At 38.5% G+C, this 13,813-nt stretch carries 11 protein-coding genes; 7 read left to right on the top strand and 4 right to left on the bottom strand.

What is annotated here, in order from left to right; genetic code table 11:
* Positions 1-23 precede the first annotated feature (23 nt).
* Positions 24-275, top strand: a complete 252-nt coding sequence (locus BMY57_RS14790) for a hypothetical protein (RefSeq protein WP_425500427.1) — start codon at positions 24-26, stop codon at positions 273-275.
* A gap of 110 nt (positions 276-385) precedes the next feature.
* Positions 386-1,282, top strand: a complete 897-nt coding sequence (locus tag BMY57_RS14785; RefSeq protein ID WP_091775979.1) for an AEC family transporter — start codon at positions 386-388, stop codon at positions 1,280-1,282.
* A gap of 91 nt (positions 1,283-1,373) precedes the next feature.
* On the opposite strand, the gene BMY57_RS14780 is transcribed toward BMY57_RS14785, so the two are convergent.
* From BMY57_RS14780 to BMY57_RS14770, 3 genes are read right to left on the bottom strand one after another with little or no spacing between them, the layout of a single operon-like run.
* Positions 1,374-2,372 carry an ABC transporter permease gene (locus tag BMY57_RS14780; RefSeq protein ID WP_423809557.1) on the bottom strand — a complete coding sequence of 333 codons (999 nt, stop codon included), beginning with the start codon at positions 2,370-2,372 and terminating at the stop codon, positions 1,374-1,376.
* Entirely contained in the window at positions 2,344-3,303 is a 960-nt protein-coding gene (locus tag BMY57_RS14775) for an ABC transporter ATP-binding protein (protein WP_091775973.1), read from the bottom strand. The genes BMY57_RS14780 and BMY57_RS14775 overlap by 29 nt, the downstream gene beginning before the upstream one ends.
* Positions 3,304-3,305: 2 nt before the next feature.
* Positions 3,306-4,463, bottom strand: coding sequence for an NEW3 domain-containing protein (locus tag BMY57_RS14770; RefSeq protein WP_091775970.1), 1,158 nt, complete (start codon positions 4,461-4,463; stop codon positions 3,306-3,308).
* Between the two features lie 207 nt (positions 4,464-4,670).
* Here BMY57_RS14770 and BMY57_RS14765 point away from each other — a divergent pair, with 207 nt between their 5' ends.
* Positions 4,671-5,228, top strand: coding sequence for an RNA polymerase sigma factor (locus BMY57_RS14765; protein WP_175614665.1), 558 nt, complete (start codon positions 4,671-4,673; stop codon positions 5,226-5,228).
* Positions 5,200-5,877 carry a hypothetical protein gene (locus BMY57_RS14760; RefSeq protein WP_091775964.1) on the top strand — a complete coding sequence of 226 codons (678 nt, stop codon included), beginning with the start codon at positions 5,200-5,202 and terminating at the stop codon, positions 5,875-5,877. Before BMY57_RS14765 ends, BMY57_RS14760 begins: the two co-directional genes overlap by 29 nt.
* A 306-nt stretch (positions 5,878-6,183) precedes the next feature.
* Here the strand turns inward: BMY57_RS14760 and gltC are convergent, their stop codons facing one another.
* Complete coding sequence (gltC, locus tag BMY57_RS14755) at positions 6,184-7,089, bottom strand: glutamate biosynthesis transcriptional regulator GltC (protein WP_091775961.1); 906 nt, start codon at positions 7,087-7,089, stop codon at positions 6,184-6,186.
* 281 nt (positions 7,090-7,370) lie between these two features.
* On the opposite strand from gltC, the gene gltB reads away from it, so the two are divergent.
* The 3 genes from gltB to BMY57_RS14740 form a co-directional block, all read left to right on the top strand.
* Positions 7,371-11,885 carry a glutamate synthase large subunit gene (gltB, locus tag BMY57_RS14750; RefSeq protein ID WP_091775958.1) on the top strand — a complete coding sequence of 1,505 codons (4,515 nt, stop codon included), beginning with the start codon at positions 7,371-7,373 and terminating at the stop codon, positions 11,883-11,885.
* 72 nt (positions 11,886-11,957) lie between these two features.
* The gene (locus tag BMY57_RS14745) at positions 11,958-13,445 is read left to right on the top strand and encodes a glutamate synthase subunit beta (RefSeq protein ID WP_091775955.1); all 1,488 of its coding nucleotides are present in this window, start codon (positions 11,958-11,960) and stop codon (positions 13,443-13,445) included.
* Between the two features lie 115 nt (positions 13,446-13,560).
* Positions 13,561-13,813: transposase zinc-binding domain-containing protein (locus BMY57_RS14740; RefSeq protein ID WP_177176385.1), on the top strand; the 253-nt coding region annotated here is incomplete at its 3' end.

The raw sequence follows: 13,813 nt of genomic DNA, 5'->3' as shown, positions 1-13,813 counted from the left end.
TAATAAATGGAGGAGGTATGAGTTTGTCCCAGAAAAAAGATCAGGATAATTTGTTCGGAGACATCGATGAATGGTTAGAAGATGATCCTTTCGGATTGGATGAAGAAATCAAAATAGTTATATTTAAATGTCTTGACTGTAATGGAACTGATGAAGTACCTGATTATATCATCGGAGAGTTTAGTGTGGATAAAAATAATGATGAAGAGGTTGAGCTTCATTGCCCTCACTGTAATGGCACTATGATTAGAGCGAAGAATGTCCCAAGTGATTAGCACTCACTTGGGACGTAGTAAGTCGCGTTAGCGATTTTGTTCTGAAGATGTTTTTTAGTTATTTTACATCATAGAAATATTAGTAACAACAATAGGAAGCTGGTGTACTTATGGGGATTTTTCTCGAAGTCGTCTTACCGATTATTAGTGTGTTTGCGATCGGTTATGGTTTGCAAAAATGGAGAAACCTTGATGTGAAATCGGCGTCTGCGATCACGATTTATATATTTATACCATTCTTAGTTTTCCAAGCATTTTATAATGAAGACTTTAGCGGCGAGTTTTCGATGATTGTGTTAGTCAATTTTATATTATTATTCGCAACCATTATTATCACTAAATTATTTGCTTGGTTTAATAAATGGGACCGCGGTGAAGAGAGTGGTATGATTCTATCAACTGCTTTTATGAACGCTGGGAATTATGGTGCCCCGATTATATTATTCGCCTTAGGTGAAGAGGCTTTTACTTATGCGATTTTATTTATGGCTGTTCAAACCATTATCATGAATGTATTTGGCGTTTATTATGCTTCACGTGGTGGTTATGAGTTTCGTTATGCGATTTATGCAGTGTTTAAAATGCCAGCGACTTATGCGATTATTGCGGCATTAAGCTTAAACTTCTTAGACATACAACTGCACTCACGTGTCATTGAAATGGTAGATTTCATGGCAGCAGTAGCATTACCTCTTATGATGGTTGTTTTAGGGATGCAATTAGCTAATATATCATTTGAACAATTTGAAACGGGAAAAGTTGTTTTGGGGACGGTTATTAAGCTTGTATTAATGCCAGTTGTAGCATTTATTTGTGTTTTATTACTACCGATTCCTGAACTTCTTGGTAAAGTCTTTATTATTCAAGCATCAATGCCTGCAGCGGCTACGACAACTATGTTTGCTTTAGAATTCCGATCGAGACCAGACTTAGTTTCAAGTGTCACATTAGTAACAACATTATTAAGTATTGTAACTTTGTCTGTATTACTTGTGTTTTTAATATAAGATGAAAAAACTGCACTACGTTTTATATGTAGGTGCAGTTTTTTCATTATTGATCAAATGACCTCTCACATTGTGTGAGCAGGTTGGGAGGTTAGCTTCGGATTTCTTGGCGCATAAAAATCGTATAGGCGATTAAGAAACAGATGGTGCTTAATGCTAAAATGCCGATAAATTGTGGCCAAACAATCATAAGACTTTCGTTAATCGCAAGTGGACTCGGTATGGCTCCTTTTGCTTGTTCCATCGTGACAGGACCTAGAGTTCTAAATCCAGGGTTGAGCAATACCGTAGTTATTTCTGAGAATAAATAGTTTGGAGATAGTCTCATATAAGTTGTAATTTTATCTTGATTCGCTCCTTGTGCATCTTGGAATAACTGGTCAGGCACACTAGCTGTGACAAGTAAGTTGACTAAAATGGAATAAAAAACACTGAAGAATAACCAAATCGCAATTCCTGATAAAGCTGAAGTGGCAGCTTGTTTGAAAAGAATCGAAAACAATATGGATAAAGCTAGCCAAAAACCGATATACACTATGATCATGATTAAATACACGAACACACGAATAAACTCTTCGAATGTTGGTGGAATCCCCATAATTAATATTCCTAGTGAAAAGATTAGTGTGCCGAGCATGATCACAAGAAATGCGATAACAAATAAGCTTCCTGTGAATTTGGCTAATATTAGATAATCTCTAGGAATAGGTTGTGACATAATCCGTAAAAGTGTTTTGTTATTTTTCTCAGAATTAATCGCGTCAAATCCCATGGCGATTCCCAATAAAGGACCTAGAAAACTTATAAATGTGACAAATGGAGGTAACGTGCCGTTTTCACCTGAGATCGTGAAAATTTTTAAATAAAGATATAATTCTTCACCGGCTTCAATATTGTTTGCAACGTCTCGTACTTGAGTCAAAGCTGCGTACAATGAACCGATACAGGTTAATAAGATGATGACCATGAGTATGTTAAAACGTATACTTTTAATGTGATCTCTTACTTCTTTTCCGACTAGTACCCAGAACGGGCTGGTTATGATTCTTTGGGTGTATAGACTAACCTTCTCTCGATCCAAGGTCGTCACCTCCTTGGAAATACTGTTGATAGATATCATCTAGACCGTAAGACATTGGTCGGAAACTAAGAAGGTGAAACCCACCATCATTAATTAACGTTTTTACTAAGTTTCCATTATCCTTTTGTTTAGTTGTAACGTGTAGTTTTCCTTCATAAACAGATGTGCGTAATTTTGGATATTTAGTTTGAAGGAACGATTCTACGCGATCAGATGATTCCTTTGTATCAATTTCGTATTGGAATGTGTGCTTATCGAGTAATTGCTGTTGTAGAGTGTCTAAATCTCCCTCTGCTAGTAATTCTCCTTTGACAAAAATGCCAACTCGGTCACAAATCTGTTGAACTTGATGTAAGTGATGAGACGATAATAGAATCGTAATTCCTTTTTCAACGCTTAGTTCTTTAATCATTTGCAAAAATTCTTGGATTCCTTTAGGGTCAATCCCCAGAGTTGGTTCATCCATAATTACAATCGATGGTTCTTTAATTAAAGTATCCGCTAATCCGAGACGTTGCTTCATTCCGCGCGAATATTTTCCGGCTTTTTTATGTTTTGCATGGCTTAGTCCAACTTGCTGTAGTAACTCATCAGCTTTCAATTCTGCCTCTTTTCTTGTAAAACCATTTAATCTAGCTGTAAGAATAATATTTTCAAAGCCGGACAAATCCTCATATACGCCAACATGATCTGGTAGAAAACCGACCTTTTTTTTGACTTCAATCGGGCGTTTTGTAGGAGAAATTCCTTCAATAAATAATTCACCTTCAGTTGGTTCGGTTAATCCTAATAACATAAAGATGGTCGTTGATTTTCCAGCTCCGTTTGGTCCTAGAAGTCCATATATTTCCCCTTTTTGGATGGTTAGGTTTAATTGGTTAACAGCTGTGACTTCTTTATATTTTTTTACGACATTCGTTATTTCAATCACTTTAGTCATCTTTATCTCCTCCCATACTTACGGATGAGGAAGAATAGACTTGCCGCCACTCCTAAGATTAATAGAACACCAATCCAACCCCATAACATTGAAGTCTTCACACTCATTCGGAACTGAGCTTCACTTGAGGTCTCCTGAGCACTTGCAGTTAAAGTCATGGCATAGTCTCCAGCAATGGCTTGATCACTTGCTTTTACTGTTGCTTTAACGTTAGTAGAGGCACCAGCTTTTAACTCATCAATCTGACTTTCCGAAAATTCTACTTCCCATTTTGATGGTGCATCGCTAGATAGAGATATATTTGATAAATCAGATGTACCGTTGTTTTCTACAACTAAATCGAGTGTTGTCTCATCACCTGCTTTAATGTCACCACTTAAGCGTCCGTCACTTGTTGTAAGGTTTAAGCTATACGTTCCGGTAATGACAGACTCTAAGACAACTTCTGAATTGGTTTGCCCGGATTGGGCTGTGATTGGAATTTCATAAGTACCTTTTTTAACATTTTCGGCTGGATTAATTTCGACCTCGACAGTTTGGCTACCACGAGAGTCGACGGTCACACTTGTTACATTATTTCCATCCGCTTTAAATGTCGATTGCCATCCTTCAGGTACTTTAGCTGAAAGAGCATACGTCTGTTCTTCCGCAGTACGGTTGGATAGTTCTAACGAATACGTAAAGGTAGCATTCGCGTCACCTTCCATATTTGGTTGTTCAACGGATAAATCAGTTTGGAAGGTTCCTTCTTCAGCGATATTGACCGTAATCGGTAAAGTTGTTGTTGTACCATTATCTGACTCGGCTACCACATCAAATTGATAGTTTCCTTTTTCAATTTGTAAAGGGACTTCTAAGTCAATCGTAAAATTTTGCGTTCCATTTGGTGCAACGGCTAACTCATTAATTGATTTTGAATTTGAAGAAAGTTGATAAGACCAACCTTCAGGCAAATCGTCTACACTGAGCTGGAGTCGTTGAACATCAGAAGAATCGTTGGTGACTTCAATGTCGTATGATAATGATTCTCCTGGTGTTACCGAAATTCCGGTATAAGGTGTATACAGCGTGATTCCTCCAGCTGCTGATGCTGACATTGGTGGAATGAAACCAATCAGTAAAACCGCAATGAATAATTGACTCAACCATTTTTTCCACATATGAATCCCCCTAAATATTTTTTTGTCATATGTGTTACGCTCGAGTTTTGCAAATGGATTTATTTTTTTATAAAAATTTTTTATGTCGATTCGTGTCTAAGAATTCTACTTGACATTTATTGAGAAGCACCATAAAAATTTATATTAGATAAAACTAGCGGAAGGGGTGAGTGTATGTGGGAGACTGACGAGTCCCTAGTCAGGGGGATGGATCAGCATTCGAGTCAAGCCTTTCATTTGTTTTATGAACGATATATTGATTATGTTTATCGAATTGTCATAGGCGTAGTTAAAAATCATGAACAGGCGTTAGATTTATGTCAAGATTTATTTTTAGAGTATTATCATAAAGCTCATACATATGACGCTGAGCGCGGAAGTGTCAAGGCATGGATTGCAGTAAGGGCAAGAAGTAGATCATTAGATTATATTAAAAAGCGGAATCGTGAGATAGAATTAAATCAAGAGGAGCATGAGCCAACTCAGTCTCACTCATCCCCACAAGATATTTATTTAAAGAAAGAAGAAAACTTACAATTAATTGAGTTATTGTTTAAATTACCGGCCCAACAAAGAAATGCGATTGTTGATAATTATGTTCATGCATTATCTCATAAAGAGATTGCGAGTAAGTGGAACAAACCGATTGGAACGGTGAAGTCGTCCATTCGATATGGAATTCAGAAGTTAAGACAGTATTATGTAAAAGAAGAATTTGAAAAGCGAGGTGATTCGCATGAAGAAGACCAACCATTTAACCGATGAGCAGTTAGTTGATTGGATTGAAGGTCAAATTGAAGATGATACGTTTATTTGGACTCATCTAAACCAATGTCAGCATTGCTATGATAACTTCCGTCAATGGAAAAAACTATTACAATCAGATGAGGCATTAAATGAAGTAGATCGAAAACGAGTCTGGCAGAATGTACAAGAGAAAAAGCAGGCTGAAGAGTATCAGGTTTATAAACGTAAAAAGCGATGGATTTCTGTAACATGGGTGGCTTCATGTATAGCTTTTCTCATGTTTGGTTATTGGATGGGGCAAGGTCAAAATGAATTTGTTGCCACGCCTTCTGATGAACAAGATCAAATCGAGCAATTTATAAAAGAACCGGTTCGACATTACGATATGATTCATAGTGAAGGTGGAAACCGGCAAGGAATTGCTTGGTATAACCCAATGAATCGTCAAATGATCTTGTATTTAGACGACCCAAGGCATCTAGATTCTGACACAGGGGATGTACAAATCGAAACGAGCAATCGTGTCATTAAAGTTAAACCGAATCACCTCCAGAACGGGAAAATGCAATTTTACTTACAGGATCAAGAATTACAAGGATTGATGCAGTTAGTTGTAGGTCATGACGAAAATGAACAGACGTATTATTTTCAAGTGATGACAGATTGATAGGCATGTACTCTTCTTGGCCCAATGCCACAGTCTTTTTAGATTCGTACTTAATCAATCGGGTTGACTTAGTTTTTGAGTAGTTGCAAATGAAAAGCGGAAACATGCAAGTATGATATAAAGACTTGCAAATAAAAAGCACAAACTTACAAATTGATGAGGTTTTCTTACAAATAAAAGGGAGACATTCGCAAATAGATGGAGAACTGAAAATAAAAGAGTTAATTATTAATGATAGAAACAAAGCGTCATAAAAATAGAGCTGCCCTAGTTGTCATTCTTATGACAGTCAGGACAGCTCCATTTTTAATATCCAAACTGATTCAATTTGTTGTAATAGGTTTCTAAGAAATCAAAGAAGACTTTTTCAGATGGTGCGAGTGAACGGTTGGTTGGTAAGACGATTCCGACTGTTCTCGTTACGTCAGGCTCGACGATTTCAATGGCTTTCGTGTCACGCATTGGCATGTCATTCAATGTAATTTCTGGTAAGACACTCACCCCTAATCCAGCCGAGACTAACCCTTTGATTGTATCCACATCTTCACCTTCAAAAGCGATTCTTGGTTGAAACCCTACTTGTGAACAAGCTTTCATCACAATATCTCGAATAATGTAACCTTGCCTAAAAAGAACGAATGGTTCGTGACGTAGCTGATCTAACCTCAAATAAGGTTCATTTACCAGTTCATGCTGCTTAGATAACAGAGCCATCATTTTTTCTGTGAAAAAGACATGACCCTGGAGTTGAGGTTGGCCTGAAGGGACAGGTGACACGAAGGCGATATCAATATGTCCTTGGATGACGGCTTCAGTTAATTCGTTAACCGTTCCTTGCTGCAATTGGAAACCAATCTGTGGATGTTCCTTTCTAAAAGCAGAAATCACATTTGGTAATGTTTTAGCAGCCAGGCTCGTTGGAAATCCGAGTCGAATCGTACCAGACTCGGGGTTAAGAAATTCGTATATTTCTCGTTCTGCCTTTTCCAATTCATTCATCGCACTTTTCACCCGTTCAAGGAAAATTTCTCCAACTGGCGTAAGGCGAATGCGTCGACCTCCACGTATAAAGAGCTTAACACCTAATTCATCTTCTAAATTGGCGATTTGTCTACTGACAGCGGACTGAGCTACGTGCAACTCAGCTGCTGCCTCACTCACGTGTTCTAATTCTGCAACTTTTATAAAGTATTTAATTTGTCTAAGTTCCATCATATCAACCCTTGTAAGCGCTATATCTCAAATTGAGATTGATTGTATCGAATATATATATTGATAGCATAACAGAAAAATTATACGATTAGAATAGCTATTTGTCGCATTTTTTATACTTTTTGAACAGTTTTATGGTCTGTTAAAACCGTAATCTTCCTCGTACTTAGTTCGCAGCAACAATCCTCTAAATGAAAGGGACCTTCAATTTATTCATTTAAATACTCATCTCGTTAGTACGAGTTTTTCGATAGCATCAATTCAGAAAGGATGGATATAGAATGATACGTACAGGACTTCCTCAAAAACAAGGGTTATATGATCCTAAACATGAAAGTGATGCGTGTGGAATTGGTTTTATTGCCAATATAGATAATGAGAAATCTCATCAAATGATTGAAGATGCCATTACAATCCTTTGTCGATTAGAACACCGTGGAGGTCGTGGGTCTGATCCGCGTACAGGTGATGGTGCTGGTATTATGATGCAGATTCCTGATGAGCTCTATCGTAAAAAGTGGAATGAATTATTACCTAAGTCTGGTGACTATGCAGTTGGAATGGTGTTTTTACCTCAACATGATCGCTTAAGAGAAAAAGCTGAAAAGGTGATAAATCAAGTCATTGAAGAAGAAAATCATGAATTAATCGGTTGGCGTACAGTGCCAGTAAACGATTCAATGTTGTCAGATACGGCGAAGTCAACGATGCCTTATATCAAGCAAGTATTTATTAAAAAAACAAAGTCGACTCACTCCCCTGAGAAATTCAATCAATCTCTATATCTCATTCGTCGAATGATTGAACGTCGAATTGCGGACATGGAGGAGTTCAAGGAAGGACCATTTTACTTTGCTAGTCTATCTCCTGATGTTGTGGTGTATAAAGGAATGCTTACGCCAGAACAAATGGATGAGTTTTATTTAGATTTAAAAGATCCATTAGCTAAAACTGCTTTCGGAATGGTTCACTCGCGTTATAGTACGAATACATTCCCGTCTTGGGAGCGTGCACACCCAAATAGAATGGTGATGCATAACGGAGAAATTAATACAATTACAGGTAACGTAAACTGGATGAAGGCGCGTGAAACAGCAGCGATTTCTAGTGTTTACGGTGATCGTCATAAAGATCTTCTACCAATTATTGATGAAACATCTAGTGACTCTGGAATGTTAGACCAAGCATTTGAGTATTTAGTTATGAACGGCCGTTCAATGTCTCAAACGGCTATGATGATGATTCCTGAAGCTTGGGATTTAAATGAACAGATGAAAGATCCTGAGCGTGCTTGTTTTGAGTATTTGAGTACGATTATGGAACCGTGGGATGGTCCAACAGCAATTGCTTATACAAATGGTAAACAGATTGGAGCATCGCTAGACCGTAATGGATTACGCCCGGCTCGTTATTATATGACAGAAGATAACCGTATTATTCTATCTTCAGAAGTTGGCGTTGTTGATGTGGAGCCTGAGAAAGTGGTTCAAAAAGGCCGTTTAGCTCCGGGTGAAATGATTTATGTTGATTTAGAAAAACATGACGTTTTATTCAATGAAGACATTAAGCGTGAGGTTGCAACTAAATTTCCTTATCGTGATTGGTTAAATGAGTCGCTTATCCAACTAAAAGGATCTGTCAATCCTGATCTAGATGAGGAGATGGATGACGGTACGTTATTAAAATTCCAGTTAGCGAATGGCTATACAAAAGAAGAAACGATGAAAAATATCTTGCCAATGGTCACTGAAAAGAAAGACCCGATTGGCTCAATGGGAAATGATACACCATTAGCAGTTTTATCTGAACAACCGCAACTGTTGTTCAATTATTTTAAGCAATTGTTTGCACAGGTCACGAATCCGCCGATTGATGCGATTCGTGAAAAAGGTGTGACATCCACGACATCTTATCTTGGTCCAAGACATAATTTCTTAGATGATGGTCCAGAACATTGTCGTCGTATTCGTCTGTATACACCTATTTTGAAAAAACAAGAATTTGATGCCGTTGTGCATAATAGTCGTAGTGATTTCCGTTTTGAGCGAGTATCGGTGACTTACCCTGTTTCTCGTGGCGAATCTGGTTTAGAGTCAGCACTTGAATCCTTATTTAAACGTGTCGAAACAGCTATTAACCAAGGTGTATCGATGATTGTTTTAACTGACCGTGATACATCAAGCGAGCAAGTGGCCATGCCGTCATTACTTGTGACGAGTGGACTTCACCATTATTTAGTTCGAAAAGGTTTACGCACGAAGGTAAGTTTAATATTAGAAACGGCTGAAGCACGTGATGTTCATCAGTTCTCAGTCTTAATCGGCTTTGGAGCTGATATGATTTATCCTTACCTAGCTTATCGTACGATTGAAAAGTTAGTTGATGATCAATTTGTTGAGGGCTTTACTTATGAACAAGCGATTGAACGTTATCGCGATGCGGCAACATCGGGTATTGTAAAAGTCATGTCTAAGATGGGAATTTCAACGATTCAAAGCTATCGTGGTGCTCAGACATTTGAAGCCATTGGAATCGATGAAGACATCATGGAAAAATACTTCTATGGAACATCCTCTAAATTAGGTGGTATTAATTTAGAAACGATTGCAGGAGAGTCGTTAACAAGACATGAGCTTGCTTATAACAGCCACCGCAAAACGTTACCTTCTGGTGGCGATATGCAATGGAGACATGACGGGGAACATCATTCGTTTAACCCTCGTACCATTCATACGTTACAGCATGCCGCTCGAATGAATAGTAAGACGTTATATGAAAAGTATTCCAATATGGTTGAAAGCGAAAAAGTCACGTATTTAAGAGATTTATTAGACTTTAACTTTGATGAATCAAAAGAAATTCCGCTCGATGAAGTGGAACCAGTTGAAAACATTTGGAAAAGGTTTAAGACAGGAGCGATGTCTTATGGTGCCTTAAGTAAAGAGGCGCACGAGACACTAGCTATTGCGATGAACCGTATTGGTGGTAAAAGTAATAGTGGTGAAGGTGGAGAGGACCCAGACCGCTTTACACCAGATGAAAATGGTGATTTTAGACGTAGTGCCATTAAACAGGTAGCGTCTGGTCGTTTTGGGGTTACAAGCTATTACCTAACAAATGCGGATGAAGTTCAAATCAAAATGGCACAAGGGGCTAAGCCTGGTGAAGGTGGTCATTTACCTGGTAAAAAGGTTCACCCTTGGATTGCAAAAGTTCGTAAATCAACACCAGGAGTAGGATTGATTTCGCCACCACCACACCACGATATTTATTCAATTGAGGATTTAGCGCAGCTTATTTATGATTTAAAACATGCCAATCCGGATGCAAGATTAAATGTAAAACTTGTAGCGAAATCGGGTGTTGGGACAATTGCAGCTGGGGTTGCAAAAGGTAAAGCTGATGTCATTTTAATCAGTGGTTATGAAGGCGGTACAGGTGCTTCACCAAAAACGAGTATTCGTCACGCGGGGCTGCCTTGGGAACTAGGACTTGCAGAAGCGCATCAGACACTTGTTTTAAACGGTTTAAGAGAACGTGTTCGTTTAGAAACAGATGGAAAAATGATGACGGGTCGCGATGTGGTTAAAGCCGCATTATTAGGGGCTGAGGAATATGGTTTTTCAACAGCACCAATGGTAATCCTAGGTTGTATTTTAATGCGTGCCTGTCACTTAGATACATGTCCAGTCGGAATTGCCACACAAAATCCAGAATTACGTAAGAAATTTGAGGGAAGCGCGGATCACGTCGTAAATTATATGCGTTTTGTTGCTGAAGAGATGCGTGAAATCATGGCGAAGCTTGGAGTTCGTACACTAGATGAGCTTATTGGTCGTACAGAACTTTTAACAGTTAATTCGAAGAAAGAAACGCATCCAAAAGCGAAACAGCTAAACTTAGAGCCAATCCTTCACCGCGCAGATTCTAAGTGGCTTGAGAAAGAGCGTGTAGAAATTAATCAATACGATGATCAACATTTAGATACGTCTGTGATCATTCCAAAAGTCGAGGCTGCATTAGAAAATGGCGAAAAAGTCCAGCTCAATTTACCAATTGAAAACACAAATCGAACGGTAGGAACAACATTAGGTTATGAAGTGTCGAAGAGGTATGGTGAGGAAGGCTTACCTGAAGACACCATCGACTTACGGTTCACTGGATCTGCCGGGCAAAGCTTTGGAGCCTACGTTCCGCATGGTATTACCATGAGAGTAAAAGGTGATGGAAACGACTATGTTGGAAAAGGCTTATCAGGTGGTAAGTTAATCTTCCAACCAAACCTTCTGTCGGATCTCCACCGTATGGAAGAAGTGATTATAGGAAACGTGGCCCTTTTCGGTGCAACAAGTGGTGAAGCTTATATAAACGGTGGAGCTGGTGAACGTTTTGCAGTTCGTAACAGTGGTGCACATGCTGTTGTAGAAGGTGTTGGTGACAACGGTTGTGAATATATGACAGGTGGTCGAGTAGCGGTTTTAGGTGGTATTGGTAAAAACTTTGCAGCCGGTATGTCTGGAGGAATTGCTTACGTTTGGTCAAGTGATTTGAAAGAAGTCAAGAAAAAGTGTAATAAAGAGCTTGTATTATTTGAAACATTAGAGGATCGAGATGAAATTACTGAACTGAAAAACATGTTAATGAATCATGTTCAATATACAGGTAGTAAAAGAGCGAAATATATTTTAAATAATTGGGAAACATCTGTGAAGCAATTCGTTAAAATCATTCCTGAAGAGTTTAAAGCAATGCTAGAAAAAGACGGAAGTTCTGATCAAGAAAAAGTCGTTCAGTAATAGCGGAGGAATTTAACTATCTACTAAAGTTTTGTGAGTCGTGATCAAGCATCAAAGGAGGGAGATAACAGTATGGGTTATTTAAAAGGATTTATGGACTTTACGAGAAGAGATCAAGATGTCCGCGATCCTATTGATCGAATCAAGAATTGGGAAGAATATGTGATTCGTTTTAGTGATCAAGATTTAAAAGAACAGAGTTCACGTTGTATGGATTGCGGAACGCCTTTTTGCCATACTGGAGCAGAATGGGATGGTGCGTACGTAGGCTGTCCAGTTAATAATTTTATTCCTGAGTGGAATGAACTGGTCAGTGAAGAAAATTGGGAAGAAGCGTTAAGACGATTAGAAGAAACGAACAACTTCCCTGAATTTACAGGACGTGTTTGCCCAGCTCCATGTGAAGGATCATGTACATTAGCGATTAATGATGATCCCGTTACGATTAAATCAATCGAAAACGAAATCATTGAACGAGGTTTTGAGAATAACTGGGTAGAGGTAAAAGTACCTAGTAAACGTACAGGTAAGCGCGTTGCGATTGTTGGTTCAGGACCAGCTGGTTTAGCAGCGGCAGACCAATTAAATGAAATGGGACATCATGTAACGGTTTATGAACGTGATGATCGCCCAGGCGGTTTATTAATGTACGGAATTCCGAATATGAAGCTTGAAAAAGATACAATTGAGCGTCGTATTAACGTTATGAAGGAATCTGGTATTGAGTTTGTTTGTAACACTGAAATAGGTGTGGACGTGACACGTGATGAACTGAAACGCGATTATGATTCAGTCATTATGTGTACAGGGGCACAAGATCCACGTGACGTTCCATTAGAAAATCGTGATAGTAGTGGGATTCATTTTGCGATGGAATATTTAACGGCAGCAACTAAAGCACTTGAAACAGACCCAAAAGATACACCGATTACGGCTGAAGGAAAAAACGTGATCGTAATTGGTGGGGGTGACACAGGTGCTGACTGTGTTGCGACTGCACTACGACAAAATGCTAAACGTGTTGTTCAGTTTGGCAAACACCCTGCAAGTCCTGAAGAACGTACAGACCAAAATCCATGGCCTGAATTCCCGATGACATTTAAGTTAGATTATGGATATAAAGAGGGACTTGAAGCCCTTGGAGAAGATCCACGCAAATATGAAATTTTAACTCAGCGTTTTGAAAAAGGTAAAGATGGTCAAGTAACAGCTCTCCATACACTTAACGTTGAAAAAGTTTATGAAAATGGAAAACTTGTGACGAAAGAAATTCCAGGGACAGAACAAGTGTGGGAAGCAGATTTAGTATTGATTGCAATCGGATTTTTAGGGCCTGAACAAGAGGTTTTAGAACATTTTGGTTTAAAAACAGATGAGCGTGGTCGAATTTGGACGGTAGATGGTATGAGAGACTACCGAACAAATGAAGAAGGTGTTTATGCTGCAGGTGATGCTCGACGTGGCCAAAGTCTTGTCGTTTGGGCTATACGTGAAGGTAGAGAAGTAGCTGACCAAGTTGACCAATATTTAATGAGCCATAAAGAAAAGCAGATCGTATAGAGAAAAATCCGCTGAAATGGCGGATTTTTTTCATTGTTTAGGAAATTATAAAATGACTCAGTTGTGGATAAGTATGTGATAGAATTTAACTAATAAATTTAGGAGATATTTCGGTATGGGTAAAAAAGGTTCTGGAGTTATTAAACAAATATTAAAAGAACACTTTAATGGTTTTTGGGCATTACATGCCCAAAGGTTCCCAGTAGATTATCGGGATGATATAGAGGAAACAGTTATAAAAACTATTAGATGCGGAACAAAAGACTTAGGTTATGCACGATATGAATGTTTGGGGTGCGAAGGAGAGCCAAGTCCTAAGTTTGTATGTTTTACCTGTAAAAGTCGCTTTTGTCATGGGTGTGGGAAAA

This window comes from Piscibacillus halophilus (genome assembly GCF_900110685.1).
In the GTDB taxonomy this organism is placed as follows: domain Bacteria; phylum Bacillota; class Bacilli; order Bacillales; family Alkalibacillaceae; genus Piscibacillus; species Piscibacillus halophilus.
The sequence above is the reverse complement of the archived record's forward strand: the minus strand, read 5'-3'. Positions and strand labels throughout refer to the sequence as shown.